Source organism: Ruegeria sp. H3, assembly GCF_056533095.1.
Genome location: NZ_JBQFOD010000007.1, coordinates 164,218 through 182,888, shown reverse-complemented (window position 1 = coordinate 182,888; position 18,671 = coordinate 164,218). Strand labels below are relative to the sequence as shown.

Below are 18,671 nucleotides of genomic sequence, written 5' to 3'. Positions count from 1 at the left end.
ATGGACGGTACGGTGCAGCATCAATCAGCCCCGGCAGACACGCAGCGAGAGGCCGTGATCCGAGTGCGCGGATTGCGCAATCAGTTTGGCCCACAGGTGGTGCATGACGACCTAAACCTCGATGTTTGGCGCGGCGAAGTTCTGGGCATTGTTGGCGGCTCGGGTACCGGCAAATCTGTATTGTTGCGGACTATCGTGGGTCTGAACAAACCGGCTGCTGGCAGTATCGAGGTTCTGGGCGTTGATGTCTTGAACGGCCCCGAACAGGATCGCCGCCGCATTGAACGCCATTGGGGCGTGGCGTTTCAGGATGGAGCGCTGTTTTCATCGCTGACGGTGTTGCAGAACGTAATGGCCCCGTTGCGCGAGCATACGGGGATCAGCGAAAAACTAATGGAGTCGCTGGGCGGCCTCAAGATCAGCCTTGTGGGATTGCCGCAGCTGAGCTGTGGTAAGTTCCCATCGGAATTGTCAGGCGGTATGCGCAAACGGGCAGCGTTGGCGCGGGCTTTGGCGTTGGATCCTGAGATTGTGTTTCTGGACGAACCCACAGCTGGGTTGGACCCGATCGGGGCCGCCGCCTATGATGATCTGATCCGCGAATTGCAGCAGGCGCTGGGATTGACCGTTTTCATGGTGACGCATGATTTGGATAGTCTTTATGCGATTTGCGACCGGATCGCCGTGCTTGCAGAAAAGCGCGTGCTGGTTGAAGGTGCGATAGAAGAGATGACCAAGGTCGATCATCCTTGGGTGCAGGAGTATTTCACAGGCCCCCGTGCCCGCGCGGCGCAAGACAAAGGGCAGGACAGGTAGAGGCGATGGAAACCCGAGCGAATTACATTCTGATCGGCGCATTCACTCTTGCGGGGATATTGGGTGCTTTTGGCTTTTTCCTGTGGCTCGCGAAATTCGAAGTGACCCGCCAGTACGCATATTATGACGTGTTGTTCGAAAATGTGTCGGGCCTGTCTGCGGCGGGTGGCGTAAGCTACAATGGCCTTCCGGTCGGGCAAGTGATCTCGTTGAATCTTGATGAAGATGATCCATCGAAAGTTCGGGTCCGGATTGAGGTCGACGCCGACATCCCTGTCACAAAGGAAACCATCGCACAGCTGCAATCTCTGGGCGTGACCGGCGTTGGCTACGTGGAATTGAGTGGAGGGTCCAGCACGGCTGAGCGGTTGCCCAATAACAGTGTCATCAAAAGCAAACGCAGCACCATTCAATCCCTGTTCGAAGGGGCCCCAAAAGTTCTGGACGAGGCCGTCAGCCTGCTGCAGGAGCTGAACTCTATCGTTGATGAGAAGAACCAAAAGGCAGTCTCTGACATTTTGGCCAATCTGGCTTCGGCCACGGGACGACTGGACAAGACACTTTCAGACTTTGAATCCGTCTCAGGCAATATTGGAGAGGCCGCCAAGCAAATCGGTGATTTTACCACAAAGCTGGATCCGCTTATCAGCGCTGCGGAATCCACGTTGCAGACGGGTAGTGAGACGCTGAAATCCGTCAAATCAGCGTCCGACACCGCCAAAGAAGCGCTGGAAGAGGCCAAGGTGACACTGGCAACCACGAACCGGACCATCGAAGAAGATGTGCGCCCGTTTATTCAGCGCGGGTCCAACCTTGCGGATCATCTGACGCGGTTGTCGGAAGAAGCCAGCGTGTCACTGGGCGTGATCACAGAGACAGTTGTCAATGCGAACACAACGCTGGGTTCGATCACCGCTGCGATGGATTCAACCAAAGGGGTTTTGGCCTCGGCCGAGCGCGCCTTTGACTCGGCCAACCGTATAATAGAAACACAAGTCGGCCCGGTTGCCCAGGATATCAGCCGCGCTGCCAATCAGGTGACCGAAACCGTCTCGCGCATCACCGTCAAGATCGACCAGATTTCGGATGATGTGCTCAGCGCGTCGAACTCTGCGAAAGAACTGCTTGGAACCATCGACGGCATCGTCCGAGACAATCGTCGCCAGCTTTCGGATTTCCTGCGGGTCGGTTTGCCGCAATTCGTACGCTTTGTTGAAGAATCTCAGCGCCTGGTTATCAGCCTAGACCGCCTTGTCGACAAGGTTGAGCGCGACCCGGCACGCTTTTTGTTGGGCACCCAAGCATCGGAGTTCCGTCAATGATCAGGCCTTTATTTCTTACTCTGATCGCGGTGGCCCTTGGTGGCTGCGCGGGATTGGGTACATTGAAGCAAGCATCCAAACCCAATGACCTGTATCTTTTGACTCCCAAAAGTACGTTTGCGTCTACGTTGCCGCGTATCCAGATGCAGATCGTTGTTGAAGAACCCACAGCAACCGCCGCGGTGAACACCGACCAGATCGCAGTTCAGCCGACACCGCTACAGGTTCAGTATCTGCCTCGCGCCCGGTGGGTGGATCGCGCACCGCTGATTGTACAGGCTCTGTTGGTCGAAAGCTATGAGAACTCGGGCAAGGTGGCCGCAGTCGGGCGGTCGACCGTAGGCCTGCGCGCAGACTATATCATCGTGCCGGATTTGCGTGAGTTTCAGGGCATCGTGACTGCCGAGACTGAAAACTCAAAAACCGTGCGTGTTGACGTTCGGATGAACATCAAGATCGTCGATGCGTTCGAGGACAAGATCATCGCCTCCAGTTCGTTCCAGGAAAACGTGGTTTCAGCCAGCGATCAGACACCGGATCTGGTCAATGCGTTTGACCTTGCCCTGGGTCGAGCAATGCGGGATTCAGTGGAATGGAGCGTGCGTCGGATCAATACGCATGCCAATAGTCAGCCCCGATCGACGATCAATTGATGCCACTAGAAATGCGCGGCTGACGCGCGATCCCATTCTGCTGTGTAGTTGTCCGGCGCTTTGCCAGACAAAAGTGCGCCTTCGTCGACGAAAGTGTAGATTTCGGCATAAGAACGCTCAGTCTCATCTGCCATGCGACGGCGGATATCGCCGGGATGCAGATCCGAGACCGTGGCTTTGCCCATTGCGCCCAGCAGTTCCCGGAAGCTTTCGAGTGTGGCATCGTGATACCGGTGCACCCGCTGACGTTTTTGCGGTACGTTGACCGCCCTGCCCCGGATCGAGTCCTGGGTGGCCACGCCTGACGGGCATCGGTTTGTGTTGCAGTGCAAGGCCTGAATACAGCCAACGGCAAACATCATCGCCCGGGCGGCATTGCACATATCCGCACCAAGGGCGAACTTTTCGATCATGTCGTAGCCTGTGGCCACTTTGCCTGCGCAGATGATCCGTATTTTGTCACGTAGCCCAACCCCCAGAAGGCAGTTATTCACGAAGACCACTGCCTCATTTACGGGTAAGCCCAGGCGGTTGGTGAACTCGACCGGGGCGGCGCCAGTCCCTCCTTCGGCCCCATCGACGGTAATGAAATCGGGCAGAATACCGGTTTCCAGCATTGCTTTGCAGATCGCCATGAATTCGGATGGGTGGCCGATGCACAGTTTGAAACCAATGGGTTTACCACCTGACATTTCGCGCAAGTGCTGTACAAACTCCATCAGCCCGGTTGGACCGTCGAAAGCCGAATGAATGGGTGGTGAGATCACGTCCTGATGCTCGGGCACGCCACGGATTTCGGCGATTTCTTTGTCGACTTTTGCGGCGGGTAAAACGCCGCCGTGCGAGGGCTTCGCCCCTTGGGACAGCTTAATCTCTATTGCTTTGACAACATCCTTCTTGGCCTTTTCGGCGAACAGGTCTTTGTCAAAGCCTCCGTCCGGTGTACGGCAGCCGAAATAGCCGGTACCGATCTGCCAGATAATATCTCCACCCTCGGCGAGGTGATGTGGGGACAATCCGCCCTCACCTGTGTTATGCGCAAAACCGCCGTCCTTGGCTCCGCCGTTCAGCGCTCGGATTGCATTGGCGCTGAGCGCACCGAAGCTCATGGCCGAAACATTCAAGCGCGATGCGTTATAGGGCTTTTCGCATTGCGGGCCGCCCAGCATCACCCTTTCTTCGCTCTTGTCCACTTCTTTTGGGGCCAGAGAGTGGTTGGAGCGATGATAACCTACGGTCGTGATATCGTATTGAGTGCCAAACGCCTGTGTGTCGACCTGGCCCTTGGCACGGGAATAGACAAGGCTGCGAATGATCCGATTATACGGCCGCCCGCTTTCGTTGGTTTCGACGAAATACTGGCGGATTTCGGGGCTGACAAATTCCAGCATATAACGGAAGTGCCCCAGCACTGGGTAGTTGTTCAGCACGTTGTGCTTAGTAGTCAGCATGTCATACATCCCAACCACGGCGTAAGGGATCAGCAGAACCAGAAGCCAATGCGCGGGAGACCAAAAAAAGCCCCAGACAGCCACCAAGGGCAGACAGACGAAACTCAGAAAGTAATAAAGCCTGCGTACAACCATTTCTGATCTCCGTGGGTGAAGTATGTACCAAAGGTGTTGAAGCCAAAGTGAAACAGCTTGGCTTTTGATTGCAAGCCCTTCGGCCCATTGAAATCAAACCGGACGCGAATGTGAAACCTTGTTAAGGCGTTGATTGATCCCGCGTTTCGCAGGCGGTATTCGGATCATACCAAAGCAAAAGGCAGCTAACTTGACGAGACCAGACACCAAACGCGGACTACACGAACAAGCCCTGATGTTTTTTTCTGTGTTTGTTGGCGGCGCGCTGGGGTCGTTACTGCGTGAGGCGTTCGCATTCGAGGTCTCTGGCGCGCCTGTGCTGACCGCAACATTTGGCATAAATGTGTTTGCGTGTTTCGTGTTGGGCTGGCTCTATGCGATCCGCCACCGGGTTCATGCCCATGTTCTACATCTAGGGGCGGTTGGGTTTTGTGGTGGCCTTTCGACCTTTTCTTCTTTCGTGGCCGAGCTTGAGCGTTTGGCCGAAACCACGTTTTGGACTGCACTTGCCGCTGCGGGGCTGGAGATTGCATTCGGTCTGGCCGCAGCCTTGGCAGGCGAAGCGCTCGGCCGACGGTTTCATGCAGGAAGGAGCGGTAGTGACTGATCTCTACCTGCACGCAATGTTTGCCCTGGGTGGTGGTCTGGGCGCAGTGTTGCGCCATTGGCTTGCATTGCGAGTTACGCATGCGTTGCCACTGTCGACCCTGATGGTGAATGTAATCGGCAGCCTGTTACTGGGCCTCTGGATCGGCTATTTGGGCGGTCCTGTTGAGATGGGGGAAGAGCAGAGGCGCCTGGTTTTTGGCTTTTGTGGTGGGTTCACAACATTCTCAAGCTTTGCCTATCAAACGCTGGAATTGCGCCGCGAACGCACGCTTGCACTGGCGGCTGGCAATATCATGGTCAGTCTTGTTCTGTGCTGGGGTGCTTTGTGGCTGGGGTTGGAGCTGATCCGATAGCCGAACGGGCCACGTTTCCTACATCGGATGCATGTGCATGCGAACCGCGAGGTTGCCCAAAATCCAGACCGTGCCGAGGATGATGATCAATAAGACAAGAGTTGAGAACAGGATCAGGTCCAAATCCTCTCGGCTGCTGCGTCTGCGGTCGATATGTAAGAAATAGACCAGTTGAAAGATCAGCTGAGCGAGCCCAAGCAGGCCAATGGTTAGATAAACACCGGTTGTTTCAATCCCCCAGCGATAGGCCACTCCGAACATCGCGAAAGTCAGCAGTAACGAACCGCCATAGCCGATCACGTAACGCCGCCGCTCGCGCCGGTGCATTTCAGAGCGTTTATCCATAGGTTAGCCCTCCGAAATAGACGATCGTGATGATGCCAATCCAGATCAGGTCAAGGAAGTGCCAGAACAGCGCCAGCCTGACCACACGTGATTTGACGACATCGGTCATGCCCATAACCCGCAGTTGGATACCCAGCACAATCAACCACACGCATCCCCCAGCAACATGCAGACCATGTAGTGGCACGAGGCCGTAGAAGGCTGAGAGGAACCCGCTGCGCTGCGGGATGCCGCCCTTTTCGGCCATGGCCATAAAGTCTCGGATCTCCAATACAAGGAAACTGATCCCCAGCAAGAGAGTCACTCCAAACCAAAGGATGATCCGTGGTCGCGGCAGATTGTACTTCAGGGCCAGCATCGCCAATCCAACCGTCAGGCTGCTGGTCAGCAGGATCATGGTTTGCACAAAGATGCTGGTCAGGTCGAACAGCTCATGTGGCCCTGGCCCGCCTGCCTGAGCGTCGATCATGGTAATATAGATGGCGAACATCAGGCCGAAATAGACCAGATCGCTCATCAAAAAGACCCAGAAGCCGAAAGTTACGACCTCAGAAGCCTTATGGGCGCTGGCATGGCGGTCACCGAGATTTATGCCCGGATAGCTGTGGGTTGGAGCACGTTTCATGTCACCGCCTCCATGTCTGGGCGCGCAAGGCCGCGGTTTTCCGGGGCCGTCTCATGGTCGCGGTCCACAGCGGATTCGCTATGTACCAATGCCAGCCAAGCCTCATGTTCGCGCTGGACTTCTTCTGCCGGGATGGTGATTTCGGTACTGGTGTCGAAGGTCCAGAGGATGAAGGCCAGGATCATCACAACGGTCATCAGCGCGGCCAGCCACCAAATCCACCAGACCAATGCAAACATCCAAATTCCACTGGCCACACACAGGATAAATCCGATGCCGGTGTTGCGTGGCATTTCGATATCCTCATAGGCATCAGGGGCTGGATAGGCCGCGCCGCGTTCCTTAGCGGCAGCAAAGTTGTCGCGGTCAGTGACCTGCGGGATGATGGCGAAGTTATAAGGTGGCGGTGGTGCTGGGATAGACCATTCCAGCGTGCGCGCATCCCATGGATCACCAACGGGAACACGGGTTTTATCGCGGTTGCGGATGCTGACCCATAGCTGCACCAGAACTGAAAACAGCGCTGCGGTGATAACCAAGGCTCCGATGACGGCGACGATCATGTAAGGGTGAAAGCTTGGGTCCTCCCAGCTATAGGATCGTCGGGGCATGCCCATCAGGCCGACAAAGTAAAGCGGCATGAAAGTCAGCATAAAACCAATCGTCCAGAGCGCGACTGTTACCCTGCCCCAGCCTTCGTGCAAACGGAACCCGAAGGCTTTGGGGAACCAGTAGTTATAGGCGGCCAGCAAGCCGAACAGAACGCCTGGCAACAGGACATTGTGGAAATGCGCCACTAGAAACAGAGTGTTATGCACTTGGTAGTCAATGGTTGGATTGGCTAGGATCACGCCGCTTAGGCCACCGATAACAAACAGCATAAGGAAGGCGAGACCATACAGCATGGGAACTGAGAACCGGATGCGTCCCCGCCACAGCGTCGCCATCCAATCATAGACTTTCACGCCCGTCGGGATGGCGATCAGCATAGTTGCGATGCCGAATACTGCATTGATCAGCGCGCTTTGGCCCATGGTGAAGAAGTGATGCAGCCAGACAGTGAAGGACAGCACCGCAATCGACATTGTGGCGATGACCAATGAGGTATAGCCATAGAGCCGTTTGGCCGAGAAGGTCGCGAAGATCTCGGAATAGATACCATAGGCGGGCAGAACCAGCAGATATACCTCGGGGTGGCCGAACAGCCAGAACAGGTTGGCGTAGTTCATCATATTGCCGCCAAGGTCGTTGGTGAAGAAGTGGAAGTCGAGATAGCGATCCGCTGCCAGCAACAGCGCTGCTACGCCCAAGGGCGGCATGGCGAAGACTATCAGGATGGAACTGCAGATGATCGTCCAGCAATACATCGGCAGACGCATGAACGTCATACCCGGCGCGCGCAGCTTGTAGATCGTGACGGCGAAGTTAATCCCCGTCAGCGTTGTTCCGATCCCTGAGACAACGATGGCCCAAATCCAGTAATCTGGCCCAACACCGGGGTTGAACGCAGCCCCCGTGTAGGGCGGATAGGCCGTCCAGCCCCCGGTCGAGAACTCTCCGACCACCAGCGAGACCATCAGCATCATACCGGACGATACCGTCAGGCCGAGGCTGATTTGGTTCATCACCGGAAAAGCCACATCCCGAGCGCCGATCATCAGCGGAATAACATAGTTGGCGATTCCGAACACAAAAGGCACGGCGACGAAGAAGATCATGATCGTGCCATGGGTGCTGAACAGTTCGGCAAAGTGTTCGGCCTCGAGGAAACCGTCGCCCGGTCCGGCGGCTTGCTGGGCGCGCATAACAACGCCCTCCAGAACGCCCCGCGCGAGCATCACGATGGCGAAGACGATGTACATGATGCCGATTTTCTTGTGATCAGCGCTTGTTAGCCAATCGCGCCACAAGGGCCCCCAAAGCCGAAACCAGGTTAGCAAACCAACTACGGCGACTGCCCCTACGATGACAATACCTGCGGCGGCATTGGCTACAATCTCATTAGCGTTGGGATCCTGAATCAGGCCGGTGATCGGCAATGCATCCCAGCTCAGGCGACCAAAAAAACCGCTTTCCGATGTCATTGGTCGACCTCCTGCCCATATGCAGCTGTTCCGGGTTGTTGATCCAGTGGCAGTGCTTTGCCGCCATGGTATCGGTGGAGAATGGTATGGAACAGATCCCCGTCATCCAGTTTGAAATACACGGCACGGTCTGGCATCTCGGGCGTGCCAAGCGCGGCCTGAACCTCATCCCGGTCGGTGCGCATGGCAAGGGTTTTATACGTTTCCGCGTCAAGCACGATACCGCCCTGACGGACCTTGTTGACCCAGGTCTCGAAATCATCTGGGCTCATCGCAAGCGTTTCGAACTTCTGCTTGGTAAAACCGCGCCCGTTATACTGGGTGTTTTCGCCTTGCATTACCTCGGGTTGGTCCGCGACCAGATGCAGCTTGGTTGTCATACCCGGCATTGCATAAATCTGCCCCGCCAAAGCTGGGATCATGAAAGATTGCATCACCGTATCGGTGGTCAGTGTCATGGCGATCTGTTGTTTGGTGGGAATGCCAAGCTCTCCGACTGTGGCGATGCCAAAATCGGGATAGATGAACAACCATTTCCAATCCAGACCAACAACCTGCACTTGCACGGCAGGCTCGTCACCAAACGGGGCTGAATACGGATCAAGCCGATAGGTTGTTTTCCACAGATAGAAGGACAGGATTGCGACGATGGCCACCGGTACGCCCCACATCAGCATCTCAAGCCGGGCGGAAAAATCCCAATTGGGCCTGTACGCCGCGTTCCCTCCTTTTCGACGTCGATAGCGCAGTGCGATCAATGGAACCAAAACCAGGACAGGAATAACGGCAATGAGGATCAGCGCTGTTGCGCGCAGAAGATGCGTTTTCTGCACTGCCGCGATAGGGCCCTGGGGGTCCATGAAACTGTCACTGGCCCCTGCCATATGCGTCGACGCGACCAGAATTCCGAGGGCTACCAGAACCACATTTGCCACAAAGGACGCTCTGTTCGTGGTCATGCCTGCTCTCTTTCGCTGCTACATTGGTCACAACTATCGGCAGAGACCGCGCATTTCTCAAGGTTTTTCGACCGCAAGGCGACATGTCGCAGAGGCGATTCAATCCGATGGATTTTGATTCGGGTTTCGGTCATCCTCAGATTCAATGACAACGAATTACCCAAACAGGCTCAGAGCAGGTGATTTCAGATGCGCAGGGTGCTTTTTCTTCTATTTTGCCTAAGTTTGGCCAGCGGCGTGGCCGCACAGGATCGCGCATCAATCGAACGGCAGTTCCAATCCTGGCTAGATCAGACCGTTCGGCCACAGGCTCGCGCTAAGGGTGTGTCGCGCAAAACTATGAACGCGGCCTTTCACGGTGTAACATTGAATTGGGACCTGCCCGATCTTGTCCCGCCAGGAAGCAGAGCAAAGACACCCAAAGCCCAAAGGCAGGCAGAGTTTGGCTCTCCCGGGAGGTACTTTAATGTGGGGTCCGTTCAGGGGGCCACATCCGTGGGTCGGCAAATGGCGCGCCGCCATGCGGCTACCCTGTCTCGTTTCGAGGCGCAAACAGGGGTCCCAGCCCGCATCATCTTGGCGATCTGGGGCCGCGAAAGCGGGTATGGTCAGGTTCCAATTCGGCATGATGCGTTTCAGGTTCTGGCGACCAAAGGGTTCATGAGCACCCGATCTGAGTACTTCACAACCGAGTTGATCGCTGCGCTGCAAATCGCCGAGGCGGGTCATGTGCGCGAAATGAAAAGCTCTTGGGCTGGTGCTTTGGGGCAGCCACAATTTATGCCGACCAACTTCCTGACTTATGCAGCAGATGGAAATGGAGATGGGCGGGCTGATATCTGGGGCTCCGCCGATGACACGATCGCGTCGATTGCCAACTATTTGGACCGGCACGGCTGGGTCGCGGGCCGGGACTGGGGGTTCGAGGTGACGGTGCCAACCTCGCTATCCTGTGCGCTTGAAGGACCAGACCAAGGGCGTCCCATACAGGATTGGGCCGCACTAGGTGTCAGTCGCGTTTCGGGCAAACCCTTCCCGAACCATGAGCTCAAAGGTGAGGGTTATCTGATGATGCCAGCTGGTCGCAACGGTCCAGCGTTTCTTGTGACACCAAATTTCTACGTTCTGAAGGAATACAATAAGAGCGATCTTTATGCCCTGTTTGTGGGCCATGTCGGAGACCGGATTCAGTATGGTGTCGGAGACTTCCAGGGCCGTTGGGGCGCGGTCGGGGGCCTTTATCGATCAGACATCGTAGCAATGCAGCGAGCGCTGGAACAACAGGGGCACGATGTCGGCGGGGCCGACGGGCTGCCGGGGTTCAAAACCCGCCGATCAATCGGGCGATGGCAGGAGGCCACGGGCCAAGACCCTACCTGTTTCCCCGAGAAAACTATGAAATCGCGTCTGAAAAACTGACAGTGATCGGGATTTCGCCCATTCGGTGAACAGTGCGTGACAATTCAGCCAGATAGTAGATCGGATTTTGACTCTGCTTCCACAAGATGGCACGATTTGACCTATTAGTACCCGAATTGTTGGGCGTTATTGATTGATCCGGTTTCGCAGCATATGAGGACACACCGTTCGGGCTGCAATCTTCCGGGTAAGTTACGATTTGAGAGGCACCATGACACGCAAGGTCACCAAAGCGATTTTTCCCGTTGCCGGGCTGGGCACACGATTCCTGCCTGCTACGAAATCTGTTCCCAAGGAAATCATGACCTTGGTTGACCGGCCTTTGGTGCAATATGCCATCGACGAGGCGCGTGCCGCCGGGATCAAGGAATTCATCTTTGTTACCTCGCGCGGGAAATCTGCGCTTGAGGATTATTTCGATCACAACCTGGTTCTGGAACAAGAGCTTAAGAACAAAGGCAAAGATGAACTTTTAGAAACGCTGAACGCGACCAATATGGAAAGCGGTGCAATTGCCTATATCCGTCAGCACAAGGCGCTGGGACTGGGGCACGCTGTTTGGTGTGCGCGTCGTCTGATCGGAGACGAGCCCTTTGCCGTGATGCTGCCAGACGACGTGATCGCAGCCGACAAACCCTGCCTGCAGCAGATGATCGAAGCTTATGAGGAAACCGGCGGTAACATGGTTGCCGCGATGGAAGTTCCGCAGGAAAAAACAAGTTCCTATGGTGTGCTGGACGTGGGTGACAACGTGGGCACCGTGGTACGCACGCGTGGTATGGTGGAAAAGCCCAAAGCGGATGAGGCGCCTTCGAACCTAGCCGTCATTGGGCGCTATGTTTTGGGTCCGTCGGTGCTTTATAATCTGAACTCGATGAAATCCGGCAGCGGTGGCGAGATTCAGCTGACCGACGCGATCGCCGAAGACATTCAGAACGGTGTCCCGGTATTTGGTTACAAATTCGATGGTCAGCGCTTTGACTGCGGCTCAAAAGCTGGGTTCCTGCAGGCTACTGTAGCCTTTGCACTGGCGCGTGACGATTTGCGCGGCGATCTGAGCCAGTATCTGAATGACATCGTTGCCACGGGAAAAGCGGCTCAGTAGGCGCTGGCCCTTCCCCTTAACGGCGAATAAGGCGATACATTCAGATAGCTGAAGCTCAAAGGCATGCGCATCATGAATACCGTCTATCCCGTCATTCTCTGCGGTGGGTCAGGAACCCGTTTGTGGCCGCTGTCCCGCAAAAGCTATCCCAAGCAGTTTGTGCCGTTGGTGGGTGAGACCAGTTTGCTGCAGGATTGCGCGGTGCGGCTTCGCGGGCCGAAGGCTGCGCCCTATGCTAACCCCTTGATACTAACCAATGAAGCCTTCCGCTTTGTGGTGCCTGAACAGTTGATGGGCGTGGGTGTTGATCCTGGCCCGGTCCTAATCGAACCCGAAGGGCGCAACACCGCGCCTGCCGTTCTGGCCGCCGCCCTGCAGCTGTCAGACAGTGACCCAGAGGCCATCATGCTGGTGGCCCCGTCTGATCATGTGGTTCCAGACAAAACCGCCTTTCACGCCGCCGTTTCGCGCGGGATCGAAGCGATTTCTGCACGCAGTGATCTGGTCACGTTCGGCATCACGCCCGACCGACCTGAAACCGGGTATGGCTATTTGAAACTCAGCCAAACGCCGGACGCCTCTGGTGCGGCTATTCCCCTGGACCGGTTCGTCGAAAAACCCGATCTGGACCGCGCCAAGACGATGCTGGCGGATGGCAGCTATCTGTGGAATTCGGGCATTTTCCTGTTTGCCGTGCGAGACATCATCGGGGCCTTCGAACAGTACGCGGAAGAACTGATCGAGCCGGTCCGGCAAGCGGTGGAGCTGGCCCAAAGCGATCTGGGCTTTTTGCGCCTGGACGCCAGTGCCTGGGCCAAGGTCGATGATATCTCGATTGACTATGCGGTGATGGAAAAGGCGGCAAACCTGAGTGTTGTCCCCTATGCCGATGGCTGGTCCGATGTGGGCAGCTGGACCGCCGTGCATGAGCTGAGCGAACCCGACGCAAGCGGTGTGGCCACGACAGGTGAAGTTACAACCATCGATTGCCAGAACGTTCTGATTCGTTCGGAATCTCCGGCGCAAGAGGTGGTTGCCATGGGTTTGGAAAACATCATCGCAGTCGCCATGCCTGATGCGGTTCTGGTGGCGAGCATGGACCGGGCGCAGGATGTCAAACAGGCGGTAAGTGCGCTGAGGGCCAAAGGTGCAAGGCAGGCGGAATCTCTGCCTGTCGACCACCGTCCTTGGGGGTGGTTCGAAAGCCTGGTGATTGATGATCGGTTTCAGGTCAAGCGCATCCATGTAAACCCTGGTGCAGCGCTGAGCCTGCAGTCCCACCACCATCGCTCGGAACACTGGATCGTGGTCAAGGGCACGGCCAAGGTTACGATTGATGATGAGGTTCAGCTCGTCTCGGAAAACCAGTCGGTTTATATCCCGCTAGGTGCGGTTCACCGGATGGAGAATCCAGGCAAAGTGCCCATGGTTCTGATCGAGGTGCAGACCGGCAGCTATCTGGGTGAAGATGACATCGTCCGGTACGAAGACATCTACGCGCGCAATTAAACATAACCCGTCGCGCGGGGCGGGGAATCACGCCTGCAACCTCTGTTTCGTGAACGTGCTGCACCATATCGTACTATTGTCCATGTTTTGGCAACAAAGGCCTAACATTGGGTAAATCGGGCGATCTGCCCGGTCAGACAGGATTCATGCGCATGACGGCAGGGTGGCGCGCAACAGAAATGTCTGGCCGACAGCTACAGGAGGATGCGCCCCGTGTCACAGAACTCACCCCGATTGAACCTTCCTTTCCTGCAACCCTCTCAGGCGCAGAAACACGTCACCCACAACGAGGCACTACGCCGTCTGGATCTTGTGGTGCAACTGACTGTTGCCTCGACTGATGCAACCACGCCTCCGGCGGTGCCGGAACAGGGCGAGTTGTATGCATTGGGGGCAAGCCCATCCGGCGATTGGGCTGGTCACGGCGGAGAGTTGGCAGCCTGGCTGGACAATAGCTGGCATTTCGTCTCGCCAGATACGGGTTGGCGCGCCTGGGACTTGGCGGCTGACTTACAGAAGGTCTGGGATGGTGGGGCTTGGATTACCCCTGAGGTCCCGACGCAGAATCTGGATGGGGTTGGTGTGGGCACCAGCTCAGATGCTACCAATCGCCTGTCCGTGCGCAGTCCGGCCACATTGCTGAACCACGATGGTGGCGGTCATCAGTTGAAAATCAACAAATCCGGTGCTTTAGACACCGCGTCGCTGCTGTTTCAGTCCAACTGGACCGGTCATGCCGAGATGGGATTGAACGGTAGCACGGGTTTCTCGATTAAGGTTTCCACGGATGGCGGCAGTTGGACGGATGCGCTGAGCATTGACCCCGCCACCGGCACCGCCACAGGCGCGGCGGTCCAGACCAGTGCGGACGACACAACCGCCGGACGCCTGATGCGCGCCGATTATGGCTATGGCCCGGGCAATTTGTTGGGGGCTGTTTCCGAGGTTTCGGGTACCCCCACAGGGGCCGTGATCGAACGGGACAGCACCGCAAATGGCGACTACATCCGCTTTGCCGATGGCACGCAAATCTGTACCGCCGCCTTACCCGCAACGGATTGCACAAATGCCGAAGGTGCGCTGTTTTCAAGCGCCGTTGCCACCTGGGCCTTTCCTGCCACATTCGCTGATACCCCAGCCCTCAGCGGTAGCGGCGGGGCCACAGCGCGCTTTGTCGGATTTGATGCGCCGTCCACATCTCAGGTCAGCTATAAGATGCTATCGGCCACCTCTGACGCTTCGACACTATCACCGACGGTTACCGCGATAGGCCGCTGGTTCTGATTGAAATACCGGGCGCGTAGGCCAGATAGCGGAGGGCAAGCGCCGGTGTTTTAGAGCGTCAAAGACCAATCGGACAAGGTCCCGACGTCAGAGCGCGCCTTGTCCGGTTGCCGTTGCAGGCCGATTCGAGGCAGGTCAGCAATGTCCGCCGGATGGCGATAATACAGGCAGAGACTCAGGTTTGTTTCGCACGCTTCCTGAGAGATGCAACGCAAGCGGTTCGTGCCAAACGATGGAGCTTGCTATTTGAAACCACGCATCCACGCTTCTGTTCCAACGGGAATTTGGCCAGATGGGCCCTACCCTTCTGTATTTCCGCTCATTCACGCGAGCTGTCTACAGTGGCCAAAAGGGTCGCATTCTCAGATTCTGTCTCAAAAATCAGCAAGAAACTGTGCAATCCAGGCGTAGGCTCGAGTCAGGCATTGAATCCCTTCGCAGTTTCTTTGATTGTATGCGCGCCGCAGGCGGTAATTGGTGAGAAGGATTTTTTAGAATGCGTATTGCGATGATCGGCACTGGCTATGTGGGCCTGGTGTCGGGCGTGTGTTTTTCGGATTTTGGCCATGACGTGATCTGCGTGGACAAGGCCGAAGCAAAGATCGACATGCTGAAGGCGGGCGACGTTCCGATCTACGAGCCGGGTCTTGATGTGCTGATGGCCAAGAACGTGGCCGCCGGACGGCTGAGCTTTACCACCGATCTGGCGGCCGCCGTTGACGGTGCGGATGCTGTGTTTATCGCTGTGGGCACCCCGACACGGCGCGGCGATGGCCATGCGGATCTGACCTATGTGATGGCCGCAGCGGAAGAGATCGCTCAGGCCGTGACTGGTTACACCGTCATTGTCACCAAATCGACCGTGCCGGTAGGCACAAACCGCAAGGTGTATTCGGTTGTTTCCGCAGCCAATCCCGATGCGGATTTCGATGTCGCCTCGAACCCGGAATTCCTGCGCGAAGGGGCCGCAATCGACGATTTCATGCGCCCTGACCGCGTCGTGGTTGGCGTTGAAAGTGACCGGGCGGCTGAGGTAATGGCCGAAATCTACCGCCCCTTGTATCTGCGTGACTTCCCGATCCTGACCACTGATCTGGAAAGCGCCGAGATGATCAAATACGCAGCCAACGCGTTTTTGGCGACCAAGATCACTTTCATCAACGAAATCGCAGGATTGTGCGAGCGGGTTGGCGGCGACGTGAAAGAGGTCGCACGCGGCATTGGTCTAGACGGTCGTATCGGCAACAAGTTCCTGCATGCCGGTCCAGGCTACGGTGGGTCGTGCTTTCCCAAAGATACTGCCGCGCTGGCGCGGATCGGGCAAGAGCACGCGTATCCGATGCAGATCACCGAAACCGTCATTCGCGTGAATGACGAGATCAAAAAGCGCATGATCGAGAAAATCCGCGAAGCCTGTAGCGACAGTTTCAACGGTAAAACCGTTGCGATGCTGGGTGTGACGTTCAAGCCTAACACCGATGACATGCGTGATGCGCCATCGCTGACCATCGTCCCTGCCCTGATCGGCGGTGGGGCCAAAGTACGTGTGGTGGATCCTCAGGGCAAATCCGAAGGTGAGGCCCTGTTGCCCGGCGTTGAATGGTCGGATGATCCCTACGCCGCGGCTAAAGGCGCCGATGTGGTCGTTCTGCTGACGGAATGGAATGAATTCCGGGCGCTGAATCTAACGGATCTGGCAGAAGCGATGAACACACCCCACATGGTCGATCTGCGCAATATCTATACTGAAAGCAAAGCGCTGAAATCTGGCTTTAAGACCTATGTAGGTGTCGGGCGCTAAGCGCCTGACCCTCCTAGCTTACATCTTGATATAAAGCGGAACGGAGCTGTCCGCCCCTTCGGCCAACGCTTTGCTTTGGTCCAACCGCACTTGTTCATACAGCGCCAGGGCTTCAGAAGAAAAAAGTGCGTCTGGGGCCTGGATGGGTACGAAGTTGCTGTGCGCATCCGATCCCCGCGCCAACATGGCATAATCACGATCTGCCACCAGTTGCTGTGCCCCGGGGCTGAGATAGCGGATCGCCAATCCGATCCGCCGATCGTTTGATGCGTTCGGGCCAGAGCCATGGATTGTCAGCCCGTGATGCAGTGACATCTGGCCGGGTTTCAGTTCGATATGAGTTTTGTCGTCCTCAGAAACGTCGACGGCCACCTCCTGACCGCGCGACAACAGGTTTGTCTCGGAATAGGTGTCGGTATGCGGCAGGATCGGGTTCTTGTGGCTTCCACGTACGAAATCCATGCATCCGCTTTGAACGGTGGCGGGTGACAGCGCGATCCAGGCCGTCACCTGATCAGGCGTCTCGCCCATGCCCCAATAGGTTAGGTCCTGATGCATGCCAACCGTTTGCGTGGTCTGTGGCTCCTTGATAAAAAACTCGGCGGACCAGATCATGATATCAGGGCCCAGAACACCTTCGACCGCGTCCAGAATACGCTTGTCTTGAGCGATCCGGGCTGCCAGTGGGATCACCAGATGGGCGTTGACCCGTTTATAGGTGTTCAGCGGCAATGGCAGCTCTGCCGCCAGCCAGTCTTTTTCGATCTGTTCCAGTTCGGCGCGGAACTCCGCAGCTTCGTTTTCGGAAAAGACAGAAAGAGGGAACAGAAAGCCATCCTGCCAATACCGTTCAGACTGTTCTTGGGTCAGTTCATGCGCGTTTGACATCTAGGCACCTGTCGCTGTGTTTGGAAAGAAGCCACGCTGGGACATGGCCCAAAACAGTGCTTCTTGACTGTAAGGCTACGTTTGGTTTGGCCCATATGCCTAGCACTTCAGCGACATTAGTTTGGCTGTAACAACCACGTGCTTAGAACCGAAACTGTCTTTGTCACGGCGCGCAGTGGCCGCTTTCCGGCAGGAGTGGCTGTTGGATCACAGAGCCGCTGTCCAGACGCGATACCGCCCCTGCCCTGTCACTTCGCGCAGCAAACCGCGACGACTGAACCGGTCGATATTGCGTTGTACTGTTGCGCGCGACGCTTTTGTTAGTTCCTCGGCCAACGGGGCCGAAACCATAGGCCATGCAGTCAGGACATCAATCAGCAGAGGCGGGGTGCGACCTGATAAACCTTCTGTTGCTTCGCGGGCCCGCACCTCCCATGAATTGACCCGATCAAGATGCAGCAATGCGGCCAGGGCCGCCTGCCCCGCCCCGGTGATCCATGCCGCAAGTTTCTCTTCAGGTTCGCCCATCCCGCGCAGCGCGCCGGGCCCTGATAAAGCCAGTGGCATGAACATGGCCCCGCCACGACCCATTGAGGCCGCATGGCGTGCGGCGATAATCGCAGCTTCGGTATCCTGCCCGATCCCGTCCGAGACGGCGCGCCATGCGTGAAAGGAAATCGCGGCCTGTGTCACCGGATGCAAACCTTCGACATTGCCCATGACCTCGGCCAAATCGGCCACGGCCTCGGGTACCTCTTCGATCCCCTGCGCCATTCGGTCCAGAAATGCGCCTAACCCGGCCTGCCATCCACCAACCGACGGACCCGCGCCCGAAGTCAGGCGGCGCACGGCCCACCCCGCCCGGTACAGGGCTTGTGCGTCATCGCTGGTCGCCCCAATGCGCAAACCTGTCCACAGGGCCAGTCGGTCGACACCGATCCGGTCGCCCGTCCACCAGCCCAGATCCGAGACGTCCATCAATGCCAGACGGTGGGTCCACCCATCGGGTCCCGCCCGCAAGCGTTCATCTAGCGCGCCAAAGGTTAGGGCCAGATCGGCCAGCTCAGCGGAGAGTGCCGCCTGCGCCGCCCGCCAGTCGCGCGGGTCGAACAAAACCCGATTGTCCTGCCGGGGGCCGGGCGGCAGAAAATCCTCTGCTGCGTCCTCGTCGTCAGGAGACAGAAACCAAAGGTCATCTTCGTCGGATGGATCAGAGTCATAGATGCTTGGCGGTGTGGCCTCTTCGGCCTCATCCTCGGGCAGCGGTATGACAGACTTGGACTTCATGCCCGTATTCTTTGGACATTTCGGGC

17 protein-coding genes are annotated in these 18,671 nt (G+C 56.8%); 10 read left to right on the top strand and 7 right to left on the bottom strand.

Features of this window, described 5'->3' with window-relative positions:
- Genes ACR0JE_RS10645 through ACR0JE_RS10635 form a run of 3 tightly spaced genes read left to right on the top strand, consistent with a single transcriptional unit; the run spans window position 1 to window position 2,791 of the window.
- Window positions 1-816, top strand: a complete 816-nt coding sequence (locus ACR0JE_RS10645; RefSeq protein ID WP_480864142.1) for an ABC transporter ATP-binding protein — start codon at window positions 1-3, stop codon at window positions 814-816.
- 5 nt (window positions 817-821) lie between these two features.
- On the top strand, window positions 822-2,138 hold the full coding sequence (locus ACR0JE_RS10640) for an MlaD family protein (protein WP_480864141.1): 1,317 nt from the start codon (window positions 822-824) through the stop codon (window positions 2,136-2,138).
- Window positions 2,135-2,791, top strand: coding sequence for an ABC-type transport auxiliary lipoprotein family protein (locus tag ACR0JE_RS10635; RefSeq protein ID WP_480864140.1), 657 nt, complete (start codon window positions 2,135-2,137; stop codon window positions 2,789-2,791). The genes ACR0JE_RS10640 and ACR0JE_RS10635 overlap by 4 nt, the downstream gene beginning before the upstream one ends.
- Window positions 2,792-2,796: 5 nt before the next feature.
- On the opposite strand, the gene ACR0JE_RS10630 is transcribed toward ACR0JE_RS10635, so the two are convergent.
- The gene (locus ACR0JE_RS10630) at window positions 2,797-4,377 is read right to left on the bottom strand and encodes an FMN-binding glutamate synthase family protein (protein ID WP_480547939.1); all 1,581 of its coding nucleotides are present in this window, start codon (window positions 4,375-4,377) and stop codon (window positions 2,797-2,799) included.
- Window positions 4,378-4,612: 235 nt separating this feature from the next.
- On the opposite strand from ACR0JE_RS10630, the gene ACR0JE_RS10625 reads away from it, so the two are divergent.
- Entirely contained in the window at window positions 4,613-4,984 is a 372-nt protein-coding gene (locus ACR0JE_RS10625) for a FluC/FEX family fluoride channel (protein WP_480864139.1), read from the top strand.
- Window positions 4,977-5,339 carry a fluoride efflux transporter CrcB gene (crcB, locus tag ACR0JE_RS10620; protein ID WP_480864138.1) on the top strand — a complete coding sequence of 121 codons (363 nt, stop codon included), beginning with the start codon at window positions 4,977-4,979 and terminating at the stop codon, window positions 5,337-5,339. The genes ACR0JE_RS10625 and crcB overlap by 8 nt, the downstream gene beginning before the upstream one ends.
- Window positions 5,340-5,357: 18 nt before the next feature.
- Here the strand turns inward: crcB and ACR0JE_RS10615 are convergent, their stop codons facing one another.
- From ACR0JE_RS10615 to ACR0JE_RS10600, 4 genes are read right to left on the bottom strand one after another with little or no spacing between them, the layout of a single operon-like run.
- On the bottom strand, window positions 5,358-5,684 hold the full coding sequence (locus ACR0JE_RS10615; protein WP_353011352.1) for a cytochrome o ubiquinol oxidase subunit IV: 327 nt from the start codon (window positions 5,682-5,684) through the stop codon (window positions 5,358-5,360).
- Window positions 5,677-6,309: a cytochrome c oxidase subunit 3 gene (locus ACR0JE_RS10610; RefSeq protein WP_480864137.1), complete on the bottom strand. Its 633-nt coding sequence runs from the start codon at window positions 6,307-6,309 to the stop codon at window positions 5,677-5,679. Before ACR0JE_RS10610 ends, ACR0JE_RS10615 begins: the two co-directional genes overlap by 8 nt.
- Entirely contained in the window at window positions 6,306-8,393 is a 2,088-nt protein-coding gene (locus tag ACR0JE_RS10605; protein ID WP_480864136.1) for a cbb3-type cytochrome c oxidase subunit I, read from the bottom strand. The genes ACR0JE_RS10610 and ACR0JE_RS10605 overlap by 4 nt, the downstream gene beginning before the upstream one ends.
- Window positions 8,390-9,352 (bottom strand): cytochrome ubiquinol oxidase subunit II, encoded by a 963-nt coding sequence (locus ACR0JE_RS10600; protein WP_480864135.1) that lies wholly within the window; start codon window positions 9,350-9,352, stop codon window positions 8,390-8,392. The genes ACR0JE_RS10605 and ACR0JE_RS10600 overlap by 4 nt, the downstream gene beginning before the upstream one ends.
- Before the next feature lie 189 nt (window positions 9,353-9,541).
- Here ACR0JE_RS10600 and ACR0JE_RS10595 point away from each other — a divergent pair, with 189 nt between their 5' ends.
- From ACR0JE_RS10595 to ACR0JE_RS10575, 5 genes are all read left to right on the top strand, one after another.
- On the top strand, window positions 9,542-10,771 hold the full coding sequence (locus ACR0JE_RS10595) for a lytic murein transglycosylase (RefSeq protein ID WP_480864134.1): 1,230 nt from the start codon (window positions 9,542-9,544) through the stop codon (window positions 10,769-10,771).
- A gap of 211 nt (window positions 10,772-10,982) precedes the next feature.
- The gene (gene galU, locus ACR0JE_RS10590; RefSeq protein ID WP_480864133.1) at window positions 10,983-11,876 is read left to right on the top strand and encodes a UTP--glucose-1-phosphate uridylyltransferase GalU; all 894 of its coding nucleotides are present in this window, start codon (window positions 10,983-10,985) and stop codon (window positions 11,874-11,876) included.
- Between the two features lie 72 nt (window positions 11,877-11,948).
- On the top strand, window positions 11,949-13,385 hold the full coding sequence (locus ACR0JE_RS10585; protein WP_480864132.1) for a mannose-1-phosphate guanylyltransferase/mannose-6-phosphate isomerase: 1,437 nt from the start codon (window positions 11,949-11,951) through the stop codon (window positions 13,383-13,385).
- Window positions 13,386-13,589: 204 nt separating this feature from the next.
- Window positions 13,590-14,669 (top strand): DUF2793 domain-containing protein, encoded by a 1,080-nt coding sequence (locus tag ACR0JE_RS10580; protein WP_480864131.1) that lies wholly within the window; start codon window positions 13,590-13,592, stop codon window positions 14,667-14,669.
- Between the two features lie 496 nt (window positions 14,670-15,165).
- Window positions 15,166-16,470, top strand: coding sequence for a UDP-glucose dehydrogenase family protein (locus ACR0JE_RS10575; RefSeq protein WP_480864130.1), 1,305 nt, complete (start codon window positions 15,166-15,168; stop codon window positions 16,468-16,470).
- An 18-nt stretch (window positions 16,471-16,488) separates the two neighbouring features.
- Here the strand turns inward: ACR0JE_RS10575 and ACR0JE_RS10570 are convergent, their stop codons facing one another.
- Together ACR0JE_RS10570 and ACR0JE_RS10565 are read right to left on the bottom strand one after the other, a co-directional pair.
- Window positions 16,489-17,358, bottom strand: coding sequence for a phytanoyl-CoA dioxygenase family protein (locus ACR0JE_RS10570; RefSeq protein WP_480864129.1), 870 nt, complete (start codon window positions 17,356-17,358; stop codon window positions 16,489-16,491).
- Window positions 17,359-17,565: 207 nt separating this feature from the next.
- On the bottom strand, window positions 17,566-18,645 hold the full coding sequence (locus ACR0JE_RS10565) for a helix-turn-helix domain-containing protein (protein ID WP_480864128.1): 1,080 nt from the start codon (window positions 18,643-18,645) through the stop codon (window positions 17,566-17,568).
- Window positions 18,646-18,671 lie beyond the last annotated feature (26 nt).

Excerpts from the sequence above, each read along its gene's own strand:
- ACR0JE_RS10595 (WP_480864134.1), top strand. The coding sequence starts at position 9,542 with ATGCGCAGGGTGCTTTTTCTTCTATTTTGCCTAAGTTTGGCCAGCGGC.
- ACR0JE_RS10600 (WP_480864135.1), bottom strand. The coding sequence starts at position 9,352 with ATGACCACGAACAGAGCGTCCTTTGTGGCAAATGTGGTTCTGGTAGCC.
- ACR0JE_RS10625 (WP_480864139.1), top strand. The coding sequence starts at position 4,613 with ATGTTTTTTTCTGTGTTTGTTGGCGGCGCGCTGGGGTCGTTACTGCGT.
- ACR0JE_RS10610 (WP_480864137.1), bottom strand. The coding sequence starts at position 6,309 with ATGAAACGTGCTCCAACCCACAGCTATCCGGGCATAAATCTCGGTGAC.
- ACR0JE_RS10605 (WP_480864136.1), bottom strand. The coding sequence starts at position 8,393 with ATGACATCGGAAAGCGGTTTTTTTGGTCGCCTGAGCTGGGATGCATTG.
- ACR0JE_RS10645 (WP_480864142.1), top strand. The coding sequence starts at position 1 with ATGGACGGTACGGTGCAGCATCAATCAGCCCCGGCAGACACGCAGCGA.
- ACR0JE_RS10640 (WP_480864141.1), top strand. The coding sequence starts at position 822 with ATGGAAACCCGAGCGAATTACATTCTGATCGGCGCATTCACTCTTGCG.
- galU (WP_480864133.1), top strand. The coding sequence starts at position 10,983 with ATGACACGCAAGGTCACCAAAGCGATTTTTCCCGTTGCCGGGCTGGGC.
- ACR0JE_RS10565 (WP_480864128.1), bottom strand. The coding sequence starts at position 18,645 with ATGAAGTCCAAGTCTGTCATACCGCTGCCCGAGGATGAGGCCGAAGAG.
- ACR0JE_RS10570 (WP_480864129.1), bottom strand. The coding sequence starts at position 17,358 with ATGTCAAACGCGCATGAACTGACCCAAGAACAGTCTGAACGGTATTGG.
- ACR0JE_RS10575 (WP_480864130.1), top strand. The coding sequence starts at position 15,166 with ATGCGTATTGCGATGATCGGCACTGGCTATGTGGGCCTGGTGTCGGGC.
- ACR0JE_RS10615 (WP_353011352.1), bottom strand. The coding sequence starts at position 5,684 with ATGGATAAACGCTCTGAAATGCACCGGCGCGAGCGGCGGCGTTACGTG.
- ACR0JE_RS10585 (WP_480864132.1), top strand. The coding sequence starts at position 11,949 with ATGAATACCGTCTATCCCGTCATTCTCTGCGGTGGGTCAGGAACCCGT.
- ACR0JE_RS10635 (WP_480864140.1), top strand. The coding sequence starts at position 2,135 with ATGATCAGGCCTTTATTTCTTACTCTGATCGCGGTGGCCCTTGGTGGC.
- ACR0JE_RS10580 (WP_480864131.1), top strand. The coding sequence starts at position 13,590 with ATGCGCCCCGTGTCACAGAACTCACCCCGATTGAACCTTCCTTTCCTG.
- ACR0JE_RS10630 (WP_480547939.1), bottom strand. The coding sequence starts at position 4,377 with ATGGTTGTACGCAGGCTTTATTACTTTCTGAGTTTCGTCTGTCTGCCC.